General features: G+C 43.8%; 16 protein-coding genes. All 16 read right to left on the bottom strand.

Translation table 11 applies throughout. The features are described from left to right. Positions 1-40: 40 nt before the first annotated feature. The 16 genes from lhaT to aroC all read right to left on the bottom strand — a co-directional run bounded on the left by lhaT (position 41) and on the right by aroC (position 15,061). Positions 41-634 (bottom strand): lipoprotein heptaprenylglyceryl N-acetyltransferase LhaT, encoded by a 594-nt coding sequence (lhaT, locus tag IEW82_RS08340; RefSeq protein WP_188692173.1) that lies wholly within the window; start codon positions 632-634, stop codon positions 41-43. A 148-nt stretch (positions 635-782) separates the two neighbouring features. After that, positions 783-1,550: a menaquinol-cytochrome c reductase cytochrome b/c subunit gene (locus tag IEW82_RS08335; protein WP_188692170.1), complete on the bottom strand. Its 768-nt coding sequence runs from the start codon at positions 1,548-1,550 to the stop codon at positions 783-785. 143 nt (positions 1,551-1,693) lie between these two features. Next, entirely contained in the window at positions 1,694-2,365 is a 672-nt protein-coding gene (qcrB, locus tag IEW82_RS08330) for a menaquinol-cytochrome c reductase cytochrome b subunit (protein WP_188692167.1), read from the bottom strand. Between the two features lie 3 nt (positions 2,366-2,368). After that, positions 2,369-2,878, bottom strand: coding sequence for a QcrA and Rieske domain-containing protein (locus IEW82_RS08325; protein WP_188692164.1), 510 nt, complete (start codon positions 2,876-2,878; stop codon positions 2,369-2,371). Positions 2,879-2,999: 121 nt separating this feature from the next. After that, positions 3,000-3,455 carry a YpiF family protein gene (locus tag IEW82_RS08320; protein ID WP_188692162.1) on the bottom strand — a complete coding sequence of 152 codons (456 nt, stop codon included), beginning with the start codon at positions 3,453-3,455 and terminating at the stop codon, positions 3,000-3,002. 215 nt (positions 3,456-3,670) lie between these two features. Further along, positions 3,671-4,213 carry a ReoY family proteolytic degradation factor gene (locus IEW82_RS08315; protein ID WP_188692159.1) on the bottom strand — a complete coding sequence of 181 codons (543 nt, stop codon included), beginning with the start codon at positions 4,211-4,213 and terminating at the stop codon, positions 3,671-3,673. A gap of 117 nt (positions 4,214-4,330) precedes the next feature. Further along, positions 4,331-5,572: a tetratricopeptide repeat protein gene (locus tag IEW82_RS08310; protein WP_188692156.1), complete on the bottom strand. Its 1,242-nt coding sequence runs from the start codon at positions 5,570-5,572 to the stop codon at positions 4,331-4,333. A gap of 344 nt (positions 5,573-5,916) precedes the next feature. After that, positions 5,917-7,023, bottom strand: a complete 1,107-nt coding sequence (locus IEW82_RS08305) for a prephenate dehydrogenase (RefSeq protein WP_188692154.1) — start codon at positions 7,021-7,023, stop codon at positions 5,917-5,919. Beyond that, positions 7,010-8,101: a histidinol-phosphate transaminase gene (gene hisC, locus IEW82_RS08300; protein ID WP_188692373.1), complete on the bottom strand. Its 1,092-nt coding sequence runs from the start codon at positions 8,099-8,101 to the stop codon at positions 7,010-7,012. The genes IEW82_RS08305 and hisC overlap by 14 nt, the downstream gene beginning before the upstream one ends. Further along, the gene (gene trpA / locus IEW82_RS08295; RefSeq protein ID WP_188692151.1) at positions 8,070-8,915 is read right to left on the bottom strand and encodes a tryptophan synthase subunit alpha; all 846 of its coding nucleotides are present in this window, start codon (positions 8,913-8,915) and stop codon (positions 8,070-8,072) included. The genes hisC and trpA overlap by 32 nt, the downstream gene beginning before the upstream one ends. Further along, on the bottom strand, positions 8,908-10,107 hold the full coding sequence (gene trpB / locus IEW82_RS08290) for a tryptophan synthase subunit beta (protein WP_188692148.1): 1,200 nt from the start codon (positions 10,105-10,107) through the stop codon (positions 8,908-8,910). The genes trpA and trpB overlap by 8 nt, the downstream gene beginning before the upstream one ends. After that, on the bottom strand, positions 10,104-10,751 hold the full coding sequence (locus IEW82_RS08285; RefSeq protein WP_188692145.1) for a phosphoribosylanthranilate isomerase: 648 nt from the start codon (positions 10,749-10,751) through the stop codon (positions 10,104-10,106). Before IEW82_RS08285 ends, trpB begins: the two co-directional genes overlap by 4 nt. Further along, on the bottom strand, positions 10,748-11,512 hold the full coding sequence (gene trpC, locus IEW82_RS08280; protein ID WP_188692141.1) for an indole-3-glycerol phosphate synthase TrpC: 765 nt from the start codon (positions 11,510-11,512) through the stop codon (positions 10,748-10,750). The genes IEW82_RS08285 and trpC overlap by 4 nt, the downstream gene beginning before the upstream one ends. Further along, the gene (gene trpD, locus IEW82_RS08275; RefSeq protein ID WP_229672444.1) at positions 11,505-12,554 is read right to left on the bottom strand and encodes an anthranilate phosphoribosyltransferase; all 1,050 of its coding nucleotides are present in this window, start codon (positions 12,552-12,554) and stop codon (positions 11,505-11,507) included. The genes trpC and trpD overlap by 8 nt, the downstream gene beginning before the upstream one ends. A 267-nt stretch (positions 12,555-12,821) precedes the next feature. Continuing rightward, positions 12,822-13,895 (bottom strand): 3-dehydroquinate synthase, encoded by a 1,074-nt coding sequence (aroB, locus tag IEW82_RS08270; RefSeq protein WP_188692135.1) that lies wholly within the window; start codon positions 13,893-13,895, stop codon positions 12,822-12,824. Continuing rightward, complete coding sequence (gene aroC, locus IEW82_RS08265) at positions 13,895-15,061, bottom strand: chorismate synthase (protein ID WP_188692132.1); 1,167 nt, start codon at positions 15,059-15,061, stop codon at positions 13,895-13,897. Before aroC ends, aroB begins: the two co-directional genes overlap by 1 nt.

Genomic DNA, 15,061 nt, shown 5'->3' with positions numbered 1-15,061 from the left:
GTGGTGGACAAGAGTAGACCTCTGCAGCCCCACTTACACATTAATTTTTGAGCGATATGCTTTGACGTTTGATACAGAGAAAATAAACCAGAAAAATGGTAAGCACACTTAGCCAGAAGGTTAAATAGCCGATGACATGCTGATAATTTGCCAATGGATCGTATCTTGGCATCATCCCAAAAACGTAATCAATAATATCATTATGCAGCAGGATCACACCGGCAACGACCAAATGCCACATTTTAATTCTATAAAATGGGATATAAAGCAGCCCTTCGATCGCCATACATGCATGTGAAACAATTAACATGTAATTCGGAAAAGTGAGCTCAAAGCCTGTAAAACCTGAAGCAATATTCATCCCGACAGCCCATATCCCATATTTAAATAACGAAGTGACGGCTAGTGCTTCTATTAAAGGCGCGCGTTTTTTTATTAAAAAGGCAAAAAGAACGACACAGAAAAAGAGACTAGCGGTTGGACTATCCGGAACAAATGGTAAAAAAATCGGCGGTGTTTCTGCGAGCTGCACGCCATACCAATAATATCCATAAATAGTTCCGACGGTATTAATGATCAATAATACGAGCATGACATTTCTCTGCTGAAGAAAATAATACCAAACGGCTGACATGAATAGCCTCCTATTTCGAACGTATGATTGAGCCTGTCCACATAGTTAAGATACGCTCTCTAAACATTTCCATTTTATCATAGTTATCCTAAACCTTTATGCAAGTTAACCTGTAAATCCCACGAAAAAAATAAGCTGGAATCCCAGCTTATTTTTTACTCACATCTGAAACAAATTTTGCTAACGCATCTAAATCCTTGTCTGAACCTTTGAAGATCCCTGAAGGCATCTGACCTCCACCCTTTGTTGCCATGGTTTTTACTGTAGCTGGATCAAGCCCCTTACCGACAAGCGCGGGGGCCAATGAAGACCCTTCGAGGTTATCCCCATGACATTTTGCGCAATTTTGGCTAAATATTTTATATCCAGGGTCCGATTTATCAAAGTCCACTGTCTGAACGATCTTTCCTTGTTGTTCCGCCTGCTCCCAGTTGTGCGAAACCGTCGATTCCCATGTAAGGTAAACCATTGCCACAAAGGTGAGCAACATGATTAACGTAGCAATCGGGCGTTTTATGGGCCGGCGTTCAAATCCACGGTCAAGCCACGGAGCCAGCAACAAGGCAAGCGCTGCAATGGCAGGTATGAGCACCGTACCAATCACCTTATATTCTCCAGAAGCGTATGGATACTTTAACAATTGATACAAGAATAAGAAATACCAGTCAGGAAGCGGAATGTAGCCTGAACTCGTTGGATCGGCTTCTTTTTCCAAGGGCGAAGGATCTGAGATGGTTAAAATGAGGAAGCCAACAAGGAATACAGCTCCTACCATCCACTCCTTTAAAAGGAAGTTTGGTAAGAAAGCTTCTGTTTTCCCAGGATATTCGGAATAATCCTTAGGCGGAATAAACTTCGCTTGTTTCGCCGGAACCCTCGAGTCCCCAACGAATTTCATCCCTTTTCCACGATGCATGTTTTTCCCTCCTTCTAAATGAAAGTGAGGCATAAAAAATTGTAACTCTTTTCAGGGGAGATGCTCTCCACTTCGCTTTTTACAACTAAGCCGAGAAACACTTCCCACTATAACTGCTTCGAAACCATGTCCACTCTATCACCTTATAGCGGACCAGAAATCCCTTGTCTTCGAATCATTAAGAAGTGGGCAGCTAATAATCCCATTAAAGCAGCTGGTAGGAAAAAGACATGAATAGCAAAGAACCGCGCTAGCGTCTGAGCACCAACAATGTCACTTCCTTGCAGCAGCAGTTTGATCCAGTCCCCAATAAACGGGAAGGAGGCTGCAATCTGCAAACCAACTTTTGTCGCGAATAACGCTTTCATATCCCAGGGTAATAAATAACCGGTAAATCCAAGACCTAGAATAACGAAAAAGAGCAGCACACCGACAATCCAATTCAATTCACGTGGTTTTTTATAGGCGCCTGTAAAGAAAACCCTTAAAGTATGTAAAAATACCATAACAATTGTCACACTGGCACCCCAATGGTGCATGCCTCTTACAATCACACCATAAGCGACTTGGTTCTGTAAATAATAAACGGAATCCCAAGCGTTGTTAATATCTGGAACATAATACATCGTGAGAAACATTCCAGAAAGAATTTGAATGACAATTGTGAAAAATGTAAGTCCACCAAAGCAATAAACAAAGGCCGAAAAATGGTAAGCAGGGTTAACATGTTCAGGGACTTCATGATCCGCAACATCGCGCCAAAGCGGCGTGATATCCAGGCGTTCATCCACCCAATCGTATATCCTCTGTAGCATTGTTTAGGACCCCCCTCGTGATATAACTTCCCCAAGGTATAACTTACCATCTTTAACTTGTGTCTTATAAACACCTAGAGGTGCTGGCGGGGGTGTACCAGGAATATTAATTCCTGTTTTCGTGTAACGTCCACCATGACACGGACAATGGAATTGATTGGGATGGGAAGGATCGTCATTCCAAGCCACTGTACAGCCAAGATGAGTACAGATTGGAGATAATGCTAAAATATCGCCATTTTTCTTTTTGAAAATATAGGCGATTTGCTGTTCGTCAAACTTATGCCATCCGTCAACCTTTTTCACTGTAAACTTCTTATTTTGCGGCTCATTTGTGATGTCTTTAACATCCATCACAGGCACCATTTTCGCGCCTTCTTTTCCCTTTAGGAGTGGGTCAACGGCGAAACGGACTAATGGTGACATTATACCAGCTGCCATGAAGCCACCTACACCCATAAGCGTGTAGTTTAGGAACTGACGTCTGCTGACATCATGCTCTTTCTTGCTCATAATTCCCCCCCTATTCTACTTGGAAGTTCCGAACAATGATAGCACACAATATTACTAAGACATACCAATGATAGCGCAACCACTCTTATACTGTCAATAAACAGTGACAACTTTGGCACAATTATAATTTCCACTGAGAAGTTATTATTTTCATAATAGAGCCAACATTCTCTTCAATAAAATCCCCACGGTGACGGTCATTCATATGCTCTAATGGCACAGCAGGCATCCAGATCAACTGCTCAATACGATCTTCAATCGTCTTCCACTGAACATCAGATGTCACAAAATAGACAAATTTAAATCCATTATTTATCAATTGTTGTTTCCACTTTTCAAGTCTTTTGCAATGTTCTTCCAACGGTTCCGCTTTTAAGTAAGTAAAAGCAGGGTGCAAAATCACTCTTCCTGTGAGTTGTCTTTCCGCTTCTGCCGACACGATTTGAATAAATTCCCCTTCTCTAACAGTGTGAAGCATTGCCTCTTCCCATTGAATCGGAATTAAAGGGAGTAATACAGTATCGATGAAACTCTTTTCAGTTAGATAACGTTCTATATCCTTTGCTCGCCACTTCATTATCAGACTCTCCTTTTTAAGCGCTGCATCTTAGAAGCCTGTCTCCTATATAATCTATGAAACCATTGGACGAATGATGAAGTCACAGTCGCTATCTCGTATCTGTGCCTGTCACACTATAAAGAATAACCCTTATAAATCACAAGGGTTATTCCTACAAACTATTCACTTAAACCCTTCACGGCTATTTTAAGGTCATCAGTAACCGACTTTGGTCAGCGTCCTTCTCTGATTTGTTTTAGCTGAGCAGCAAGCTCAACAAAGCGCTTTTTGTCATGGGTTACCAATGCCTTATCAATTTCACTTTCCAAAAAGGCTACCATGAATTGACTCTCCGCTTGTTCAATAAGTCGGCTAACCTCATCACCATAACGCGCATTGATAAAATGCCGATCATGAGGATTTTCCTCCAAAATAGATACGTATTCTGAAGACAGCGAAGAAGATGGAAAAACGAGATGAACGTAAATAATCTCGTCCTGGTCCATTCTTATATCATGAAAAGCTTTTTCAGGCTCATTGGTTTCCACATCATGCTTGCGATAAACAAAAGCTGTGTGCGAAGCATTTTTTTCAGAAATAATCATAGCTCTTGGACAGCCACTCGTATTATCAACAAACTTGAGCAAACTAATTAAATGTTCATCGCTTAAAACATAGTTTAACAGCCAAATGCATTCGCGACTTTTCAACTGATACCGCCGGAGGAACCACTTTAAAAATGAACGCTTCTCTTCAATGGATATCAATTGCTCCATCGGTATTCTCTCCCTTCATTCCACCCCTATTACATGGGCCCCCTGTTCGTATCACTAGCTCCTCACAAGCTTAAAATTCTCCTAAATATATATTCTTCATTTTCTAAAAAACTCCTGCTATATTCTTTCGAGAAATGCGCGCAGATCATCATTTTCCGGATCCAAACGCAACGATTGTTCGAAAAGTGCAGCTGCCTCATCTGGGGCACCAAGCTGCCATTGTACTTCTCCATACTCCTTAAGAAAGACAGCATTTTCATTGAAATGTGAGACAATCTGTTGATAAATATCACGCGCCTTTTCCAAGGCGTCATCTTCAACATAAGCACTGGCTAAATACCACAGAAGTTCAGGGTCAGTGGTTTGTTCATCATTAAGCAAGGAAATGATTTCGTCAAAAGCTTCTTGTTCACGCTTAATTTCAACAAGCTTTTTTAGAGCGTCGGTATTTTCAGGGTCAATATTTAACAGCTCTTTCAAATAGTGCTCAGCCTTAGGGCTATCCTTGACCTTCATCGACAAATCAGCTGCTTCCAATAAAAGCTGCTCATTAAATTCATCCACCTTAATACCCGATTCAATGGTCTCTAAGGCCTCATCTATTGCTCCTTCTTCTTCATAAGCAGAAGCCAATAATGGATAGAGGGTGCTGTATTGGGGGTCGATGTCTTTCAGCTCCTCTAGAGCCTGAATAGCTGTTCGGTGTTGACCCACACGCATTGCTGTGACGGCATAACCAAAAAGGCTATCAATAGATGTTGTCTCTTCAAGTCCTTTTTTATAATAAATAAGTGCCTCTTCGAATTTCCCACTATAACTCAACGCTTCAGCAAGCTTTAACTCGATATTCTCATGCTCTAAAGCCGGTTCATGAATGAGAGTCTTATACAGTTCAACAGCATGAGCCGCTTGTCCTGTCGTCGCATAAAATTCGGCCAGAGCGAAAGTAAGCACGGGTTCATGCGGAGCAAGTTTATGCGCATCCGTTAAACGCCTTTCTGCCGCCTCTTCTAATCCCTGAGCCTGATACAAGTCTGCTAGCAAAACTTGCGCACTTAAGTAGTTTTCATCCAATTGATGAATATTTAAAAGCCAATCGATGGCTTGATCCTCTTTATCAAGATCAATTTCAATTTCTGCGAGTGCCATAAGAATGTGAGAATCGTTGGGATGACGCTTCTGCAAGCGGACTAAGATTTTGTGTGCCTCTTGGGCCATTCCCCATTCCTGATAGAGCGTAGCAATCTCAAAAGCGGTTTCTTCATCCGCATCCTGTAATAATCGCTTGATGTGTTCGAGCCCTTGTTCATACTGCCCATTTTCTACTAAATCTATCGCCCATTTTAACTGCTCATTCATCGTCATTAACACTCCTATTTCAATGTCAACACACAGAGACCTTTCCACCTCATTGAACTGGTGATAGGCTTAACTTAATCTACGTTGACACAAACTCACAGGTTCCAGCCTATAAATTTTTTTGAAAGACTTTTATTAGGCAAGAAACATCTTATTCCATCATAACCTGAGAGACGTAATGGATTCAAGCCATTCGGATTCGGTGGATAATTGTCAAGCCTCTTACTAGAAGCCAACTTTCTATAATGGCTATTCCAGCAATGAAAAAACTGCCTCGAATTTGGAGTTAAGCTCCTCTTCAAAAGCAGTCAAAAAACACTATTAACTCTACTGACTCAGAGCGCTCATTCATCCACATATGTGTTGTAATGATGCGCTTTAAGCAGGGCCATAGCCTCATCACGACTTTTATCCGATTGAAAGAATATCCGCAGCACACCTGAAACATTCTCTCTTAATTCGATAACATTAATATTAATGATGGTGATGCCGGCTTGGCCAATAATTCCCGTCACTCTTGAGATTTCATTAGGACGGTCGGTAATGTCTAAGTAAAGATCGTATGAAGGCGGCAAAACGCCCCTTTTCTTAATTGGAAATTGATCGCGTGCCATCTTCGCTTTTTGAAAGAATTGAAAGATCGCCTCGACATCCTGTGCCAATAAGCTGTCCTTCACATGGGTCATGACCTTATCCCAATCCTCAAATAGCTTAATTAAGACAGCTTTATTGTTCATGATAATATCTTGCCACAGCGTGGGATCTGATGAGGCAATCCGCGTGATATCTCTAAAACCACCTGCCGCAAGCCGAGGTAAATCAAGTGCTTGATTCATCGGATTCAAGTGTAGCTGATGGACAAGGCCAGCAGCCACAATATGTGGGAAGTGACTGATCACCCCTACCACCTCATCATGCGACTCAGGGTCAATTGCCATCACTTTGGCCCGTGTTGGCACGAGCCATCCCTTTAAACGCTCAACTTGTTCAGAAGGTGTGTTCTTTTCCGGTGTAATAAAGTAAAAGGCATTTTCAAACAGATCCGCCTTCGCCGCCATCACTCCACTTTTATGGGAGCCTGCCATCGGATGACCACCGATATAACATACCTCGGGACCAAGCACGTGTCGAGCTTGATCCCGAATCCCCTTTTTGGTGCTTCCTGTATCCGTTACAATAACATCAGGCTTGAGTGTTATTGCAGCAAGCTCATCAAGGAGTTTAATTATGCCTGATACTGGCGCTGCTAAAAGAATGAGGTCAGCCTCTGCCGCTCCCTCGCCGACGCTCCGTTCAATGGTATCAACAACTCCGAGCTCCAATGCCTTCTTGCAGGTGGCCTGATCTGGATCAAAGCCTGTGATCGTCGTATTGCTATGCTCGTGAAATGCCTTTGCCAAAGAACCACCAATCAATCCTAATCCAACGACAAATATTTTATTTTTTCTCATTTAAAATACCCTTCAAGCATTCGATAATGGCTGCATTCTGTTCTTTGGAACCGATAGTGATCCGAACCGTATTTGGCATCCCAGGCGCAACACCCACACGAACAATAAATCCTTTAGGCAGCAAGGCATTAAAAATCTCTTCTCCAGGCCGATCAAACTCAATCAAAATGAAATTAGCATAGGATTTAAAATACTTTAGTCCGTATGCCTCGCAAAAAGCATAATACTGCTCCAAGCCCTGATGCGTTTGCTCAATAGAATAATTGATAAATTCGTGATCATCCAAGGCTTTAATGGCCGCCTTTTGCGCAATGCGAGAAGCGTTAAAAGGCTGTCTGACCGGTTCCAAATCACGTATAAGCTGGGCATTCGCAATGCCATAGCCGATGCGTAAGCCAGCTAAGCCATATACCTTAGAAAACGTCCGCATCACGATGAGATTAGGATAACGCTCAACATAATCAACAGTACGCGGATACTCAGGGTGATCGGCATATTCGTGATACGCTTCATCAGCAACAACTAGGACATGCTCAGGTACTTTTTCTAAAAAGTCCTCTAACTCATGCTTCTTAATGATTTCCCCTGTAGGATTATTCGGATTACATAACCAGACAATTCCGGTATGTTCATCCATTCGGTCAAGCATTCCCGGCAAGTCATGACGGCCATCCACTAATGGGACCTCGCGAAGCTCGGCTCCTTCTATTAGTGCACTGATTTTATAGCTTGAAAATGTAATATCCGCTAATACTGTATTCATTCCAGGCTCCAAAATACTATGACTAAGCATGTGCACGAGCTCATCAAGCCCATTGCTAAAGACAAATTGCTCCTCTGAAACATGATGCTTTTGGGCGAGTGCCTGACGCAGCGCCGTCGCATGGCCGTCGGGGTAGACGGCCATATCATGAATCGCTTCCTTCATCGCTTCAATGGCTTTCGGTGAGCTGCCAAAAGGATTTTCATTCGAGGCAAGCTTAATCACTTCATTTAGGCCATATTCTGCCTTTACTTCTTCAATCGGTTTACCTGGTTGGTAAGGATTAATTGTTTTGAGCTGCTTCTTCAACGTTATCGGCTCCTTCAATATTTAAAAGCAACTTTTGAGATAACGTTTCTTTAATGTCTGCGATTGCCTTTTCACGATTAGAAGCCAAGGTCACTTCTCTTTTCTCTATTTCCCTGACAATGGCGCTACCAACAACAAAACCATCGCAATAAGGGGCGATTTCTTGTACTTGTTCATGTGAGGAAATACCAAATCCTACAGCCACAGGCAGTGTTGTGGACGCTCTAACACGCTCAAGAAACGCCAGTACATTGGGATGAAAGGTTTTCCTAACGCCTGTTACACCAAGAGATGAAACGCAATACAAGAACCCATCTGACTCGCGTCCAATCACTTCTAAACGCTGAGGTGACGTTGTTGGTGCAACAAGAGAAATCAGGGCAAGCTCATTCGCCCGACAAGCGGCTCGCAAAGCTTCACTTTCCTCAAAAGGCAAATCGGGAACTAAAAGACCATCAATCTCGTATTCTTTTGCTTTTTCCATAAACTGATTTTGTCCTAATTGTAGCAGAAGATTGTAATAAGTAAAGATGATAACAGGAATTTTTAATCCTCTCTTGCGCATTTCTGGCACGATTTCCATCGCTTTTGCTAACGTCATGCCTCCCTTTAATGCTCGTAGCGAAGCGCGCTGAATAACCGGTCCATCGGCGAGAGGATCAGAAAAGGGAATTCCCAGCTCTAGCACACTGGCACCAAGCTCTTGTAACAGTAACGCTAGATCAATGGTAACCTCAGGATTGGGGTCGCCAGCAGTGACAAAAGGGACAAAATGCATGGTCCCTTTATCCTTCGTCATATAGTCCGTTAATCTACTCATCCTTTTCACCTACTTTTAAAGCATTTTGTATGGTGTGAACATCCTTATCCCCTCGTCCTGATAAGCAAATTAAGATAGAGTGTTCCTTCGGCATCGTCTTTGCCTCCTTTAAGGCTAAGGCAAGAGCGTGGGCGCTTTCTAAGGCAGGTAATATCCCTTCGTATTGACATAATAGCTCTAGAGCTGCTAATGCTTCACGATCCGTAATGCTCTCGTAATGGACACGCCCAACAGAAGAAAGGTAGGCGTGCTCCGGTCCTATCCCTGGGTAATCAAGACCTGCAGAGATTGAATAAGGTTCAATGATCTGCCCATTTTCATCTTGAATAAGATAGGTTAATGAGCCATGAATGACACCTTTTCTTCCTTTAGCTAAAGTGGCGGCATGATAAGCTGTCTCTTCCCCTTGGCCCCCCGCTTCTGCTGCGTATAAGGCCACATCGTCATCTAAGAAAGGGTAAAACATGCCAATCGAATTGCTGCCGCCGCCAACGCAGGCCGTAATCGCATTTGGAAGCTTCCCTTTCAGATCAAGAAATTGCTGGCGAGATTCGTCTCCAATAACACGCTGGAAATCTCTGACCATTTTTGGATAGGGATGAGGACCAACAACTGAACCAATTAAGTAAAACGTGTCCTCCACATGCTCCACCCAATAACGTAACGCTTCATTTGTAGCGTCCTTCAGTGTTTGGCTGCCGCTCTCTACTGGAATGACCTCCGCCCCTAATAATTGCATGCGGAAGACATTAAGACTTTGTCGCTCCACATCTTTTTTCCCCATAAATACCTTACAGGATAAACCGAGATAAGCCGCAATGGTCGCTGTCGCCACCCCATGCTGACCAGCACCTGTTTCGGCAACCAGCTTCTCTTTGCCCATTCGTTTGGCTAGCAATCCTTGTCCAATTGCATTATTGATTTTATGGGCACCAGTATGATTTAAATCCTCACGTTTTAAATAGATAGATGCGCCGCCCACTTTTTCGGATAGCCGTCTAGCGTGCGTGATCGGTGTCGGCCGTCCAGAATAATCCTGTAAAGTTGCCTGATATAAAGCCATAAATTCAGGGTCAGCCATTGCTTGGGTTAACGCTTCCTCTAATTCTTCTAGTGCATACATTAATGTCTCAGGGACAAACTTTCCGCCAAATTCACCAAAACGCCCACGCGCATCTGGGAGATTAATCATGACATTTGCACAACCTTTCCTTCTAATTCCGTGATTAAATCCTTTGATTTTCTACCATTGGCCTCAATACCAGAAGCGAGATCAATGCCTTGTGGCTGATAGCCGAGAAGCTCTTCAACATTACTAGGAGTAATGCCACCGGCAATCAAACAAGGAACGCTTTGCTTGATTGCTTCCTTTGTATAACGGGGGATCGCCCGCCAATCAAAGGATTGACCTGTCCCCCCCCACGCCTCTTTCGTTTTTACGTCAACGATAAAGCCATCCACCTCTCCATGAAAGAGCTGCATGATTTGCAAAGCCTCTTGTTCATGATGGATAGCCTTCCAAACTGGGCATTGCGTACTTAACTTGACCCTCTGCACAAAAGGCAACGACTCTGTTCCATGCAACTGCACGACATCAAGAGGCACATGATTGAGTGTATTCTCTATGGTTTCTAATGTAGGATTGACGAAGACCCCGACGAGCTGTTGCTGTTTTTTCTTAGGCGTTTTATCAACCCACGAAGCGACGGTCTCAGGCGCGACATAACGGGGGCTCCCCTCATAAAAGATAAACCCAATAAACTGTGCATGTGATGAAACAGCCAGCTTGTAATCTTCATAAAAGTGATTTCCACAATATTTTAATAGCAAGGTCACTGCATCTCGACCTCAAACAAGCCTTGAATCCCTTTCTCTGGTGTCTCAGCCTTCATCAAGGCTTCACCAACTAATGCACCATGAATGCCATTTTTGGATAGCCGCTCGATATCCTGAGCAGTTAAAATACCCGATTCACTCACGACGACACTATCCTTTGGCACATAGGGAAGCACAGCTTCTGTAGTATCTAATGTCGTATTGAAGGTTTTGAGGTCACGATTATTAATGCCAATAATTTCAGGCTGAAAGACGGAAAGCACCCCAGCCAATTCTTCCTTGTTATGAACCTCTACCAAGCATTCCAGGCCGTTCTCATAAGCCCTTTGATAAAATTCATAAAGTTTTTTTGGAGAAAGGGCCGCAGCGATTAATAACATCGCATCCGCCCCCATTGAAAGCGTCTCAGCAATTTGCCGTTCATCAATGATAAAATCCTTTCTTAATACAGGAAGAGTAACCGTCGCCTTGACCTGTTTTAGATACATGGGCGATCCCTTAAAAAATTTCTTATCCGTAAGTACTGAGATGGCATCTGCTCCAGCGTCTTCATAGCTCTTAGCAATGGCAATGGGATCAAAGGAATGGGTAAAGGTTCCCTTAGACGGAGAAGCCTGTTTGACCTCAGCGATGAGCCCCACCTCATGATGGGGGGTTAACAAGGCCGCTTTAAGTGATACGCGCTCACCGGTAAATGGGGTTTGGTCAAACACATAGTTTTCTAGTTCTTCTTTTTTGTGTTGAATAATCTCTTTAAGCATGACGTTCCACCTTCTCTACTGTTTTTAATCGCTCTAACTGTCTCAGGGCCTTTCCTGAATCGATGGCTTCCTGGGCAAGGGCTATCCCCTCTTTAATAGTGGCGACTCTGTCGGCAACGAAAAGGGCTGCTCCAGCATTTAACAGGACAATATGAGCCGGTGTAGACCGATTCTTACCGTCAAAAATCGCTTGAATCAGCTCAGCGCTTTCTCGAGCCGTCTTCACTTGAATCTCTTCCAGTCTACCAAGCGGCAATCCAAAGTCCTCAGGAGAAAGGGTGAGCTCTTGAATCGTGTCCTTTTCCACAAGCAAAGCCCAGGAAGGTCCTGTAATAGCGAGCTCATCTAGACCACGATCACCAGTCACGACTAAAGCACGTTGCGTGCCCAAGGCTCTCAAGGACTCAGCCATCTTTTTCGCATGATCAAGATCAAAAACGCCTAATAGCTGTCTCTGACTCTGCGCGGGGTTGACCAACGGTCCAAGAACATTGAATATGGTTCGAAAGCCTAATTCCTTCCTTGGCGCCGAAGCAAAACGCATCGAGGCATGATACAGAGGGGCAAACAAAAAGCACATATGCTTGGTTTTTAAGGAGGCCACTGCTTCATCTGCTGTGGATTGAACGGGAATACCTAGAATTTCCAGAACATCCGCGCTTCCACTTTTGGAAGAGACAGCGCGATTGCCATGCTTTGCCACCTTTACTCCTAGAGAAGAGATAAGGATAGCAACGGCTGTAGAAATGTTAAAGGTGGAAAGGCCATCTCCTCCTGTACCACACGTATCCAACACGTCTTCGTCATGTTCAAGTCTTAAAGCATGCGCGCGCATCGATTCTACAAAGCCCGTTAGCTCCTCTGCGGTTTCGCCACGGAAGCGTAAGATCGATAAAAAGGCTGAAATCTGACTGGAGGTTGCGGCACCACTCATAATGGCATCCATCATGCCTTTAGCCTCTTGCCTATTGAAGTGTTCACCATTAATTAATCGGGATAATCCATCTTTGAAATTACTTTTGACATGCAAGTCAGTGGTCAAAATACTCTCTCCTCCTTTTGAATGGAAGAGAATGAGCATGAGGTATTAGGGGGATAAAAAATACGATGATAAACTAAAAAACCCATAGGCGAACAGCCTATGGGGGAATGATCACATTACGACTACCCTAAGCTCTCCTCAGCTAAACTCATTCTCTAACTCTACTCATCTCATCTAAAATTCTTCTAGATAAACTTTCTCAATTCATTACTCACTATTCTATAATTCAGAGTAACGAATTTTTATCAGGGTGTCAATCTTTTTCTTTTACCCATTAATAAATTCCGCTAATAAGTTGGAGATAACCGCATCTTCTACGGGGGTCACTTCTGGCTCACCAATCGCTTTGAGTAAAACGAAAACAATATGGCCATCGGCACGCTTTTTATCATACTTCATCCGCTCCAAAAGCTGCTGGCTTGTTAGGCCTTTAGGAATGGCGATGGGCAGACTTAAGCGTTTAAACCACGCAATGATTTCAGCTACTGGCAAAGCAATGTGATAGATCCGCTCGCTTAACCGAAGCGCAAAAATCATTCCGATAGCAACAGCCTCTCCATGACTAAGCACACCATAGCCTGACTCTTTCTCGATGGCATGTCCCAAGGTATGACCAAAATTGAGAAACTTGCGCATGCCAGCTTCCAGTTCATCATTGGCCACCACATTAGCCTTTACTGCCATAGCCGCCTTTAGTAGCGGTGCAAACGTGTGTAAGTCAATGGCATCAAAGGTGGGAATCTCCTGCCGCATTCTATGATAAAGCTCTGGAGAATCAATGATGGCATGCTTCACCACTTCAGCAAGTCCGGAGCGCCATTCACTAGCAGGTAATGTTTTTAGACACTCTGTATCATATAAAACAGCCTCTGGGTGGTAAAATGCACCGATCAAATTTTTACCATGTTCATGATTGATGCCCACCTTTCCTCCAATGCTACTATCATGTGAGAGAAGTGTCGTTGGCATTTGAATAAAGGCAACGCCTCTTAAAAAAGTGGCTGCGACAAATCCAGCTAAGTCACCAATAACGCCACCACCAAGTGCAATCACACAGCTCTTCCGATCAAGATTAAGGGCGACAATATCATCGATTAAGCGCTTATAGGTGGCGAAGCTTTTGGCCGTTTCACCAGCCGGTACAACAAAATCAAATACATTAGTGCTAAAGCTCAATGCTGTCTTAACGTCTTCTAAGTATAATGGTGCTACGTGATCATCGGTGATGATCACGTAAGCAGAATATGATTTTGATAGAAACTCGGTGAGCTTAAAACGCAGGCCATCCCCAATAATCACAGGATAATTTTTATGTGGAGTCTGGATATCTAATCGCTCCATTAAAAAGCCACCGATCGTTTGTGGTGCGCCTCAACCGCTTGGATGACATCCTCCATACGATCGCCACCAAATTTTTCTTTGACCGCCACAGCAAGCTCCCAAGCCACCATATGCTCACACACGACACTCGCTGCCGGTACGGCGCAATTATCTGTGCGCTCAATACTAGCTGCGAAGGGCTCTTTGGTTTTGATATCGACACTTTGCAATGGCTTATAAAGTGTTGGAATAGGCTTCATGACCCCGCGAACTACAACAGGCATTCCTGTGGTCATCCCACCTTCAAAGCCTCCGAGACGATTGGTTTTACGAGTATACCCCGTTTCCTTAGACCATTGGATTTCATCATGCACTTGGCTCCCGGGAAGACTGGCCATGGCAAACCCTTCTCCAAACTCTACACCTTTAAAGGCGTTAATGCTCATCACAGCCATTGCGATTTTCGCATCAAGCTTTGTATCATAATGAACATGACTGCCAAGACCTACAGGAAGCCCTGTCGCAATCGTTTCAACCACACCGCCAACAGAGTCCCCATTTTCCTTCGCTTCATCAATTACTTTTTTCATCGCCTCTTCTGCCTCTTTGTCTAGACATCTTACTTCAGAGGCTTCAGTGATCGTGCGGATCGCATCGATGCTTTCTGGTCGCTCAGATTCATCTCGCGCGCCACCAATTTCCACAACACGACCAGCAATTTCAATGCCTAAGGCCTTCAAATACAGCTTAGCAATGGTCCCTACAGCGACGCGGGCTGCTGTTTCGCGGGCTGATGAGCGCTCTAGGACATTACGCATATCTGTATGTCCATATTTTATAGCCCCATTCAAATCGGCATGTCCTGGACGTGGACGCGTCACTTGCTTTTTGACGGATTCTGGATCATCAATAGGTTCTGGCCCCATGATTTCCGTCCAGTTTTTCCAGTCCTTATTTTCAATCACAAGAGCGATCGGCGCTCCTGTTGTATAGCCATGTCTGATTCCACCAACTATTTTAACCTGATCTTTTTCGATCACCATGCGGCGACCACGACCGTAGCCCCCCTGACGACGGCGCAATTCCTCATTTATGTCAGCAGCATTTACAGCCAACCCAGCTGGAAAGCCTTCAATAATTAGTGTAAGTTGTGGTCCATGAGATTCTCCTGCAGTTAAAAATCGCAT

It is taken from the genome of Pullulanibacillus camelliae (genome assembly GCF_014642655.1).
In the GTDB taxonomy this organism is placed as follows: Bacteria; Bacillota; Bacilli; order Bacillales; family Sporolactobacillaceae; genus Pullulanibacillus; species Pullulanibacillus camelliae.
Note: the sequence above shows the minus strand (reverse complement) of the source record. Positions and strands in the feature narration are given on the sequence as shown.

Excerpts from the sequence above, each read along its gene's own strand:
- lhaT (WP_188692173.1), bottom strand. The coding sequence starts at position 634 with ATGTCAGCCGTTTGGTATTATTTTCTTCAGCAGAGAAATGTCATGCTC.
- IEW82_RS08335 (WP_188692170.1), bottom strand. The coding sequence starts at position 1,550 with ATGCATCGTGGAAAAGGGATGAAATTCGTTGGGGACTCGAGGGTTCCG.
- qcrB (WP_188692167.1), bottom strand. The coding sequence starts at position 2,365 with ATGCTACAGAGGATATACGATTGGGTGGATGAACGCCTGGATATCACG.
- IEW82_RS08325 (WP_188692164.1), bottom strand. The coding sequence starts at position 2,878 with ATGAGCAAGAAAGAGCATGATGTCAGCAGACGTCAGTTCCTAAACTAC.
- IEW82_RS08320 (WP_188692162.1), bottom strand. The coding sequence starts at position 3,455 with ATGAAGTGGCGAGCAAAGGATATAGAACGTTATCTAACTGAAAAGAGT.
- IEW82_RS08315 (WP_188692159.1), bottom strand. The coding sequence starts at position 4,213 with ATGGAGCAATTGATATCCATTGAAGAGAAGCGTTCATTTTTAAAGTGG.
- IEW82_RS08310 (WP_188692156.1), bottom strand. The coding sequence starts at position 5,572 with ATGAATGAGCAGTTAAAATGGGCGATAGATTTAGTAGAAAATGGGCAG.
- IEW82_RS08305 (WP_188692154.1), bottom strand. The coding sequence starts at position 7,023 with ATGAGAAAAAATAAAATATTTGTCGTTGGATTAGGATTGATTGGTGGT.
- trpA (WP_188692151.1), bottom strand. The coding sequence starts at position 8,915 with ATGAGTAGATTAACGGACTATATGACGAAGGATAAAGGGACCATGCAT.
- trpB (WP_188692148.1), bottom strand. The coding sequence starts at position 10,107 with ATGATTAATCTCCCAGATGCGCGTGGGCGTTTTGGTGAATTTGGCGGA.
- trpC (WP_188692141.1), bottom strand. The coding sequence starts at position 11,512 with ATGCTTAAAGAGATTATTCAACACAAAAAAGAAGAACTAGAAAACTAT.
- aroB (WP_188692135.1), bottom strand. The coding sequence starts at position 13,895 with ATGGAGCGATTAGATATCCAGACTCCACATAAAAATTATCCTGTGATT.
- aroC (WP_188692132.1), bottom strand. The coding sequence starts at position 15,061 with ATGCGATTTTTAACTGCAGGAGAATCTCATGGACCACAACTTACACTA.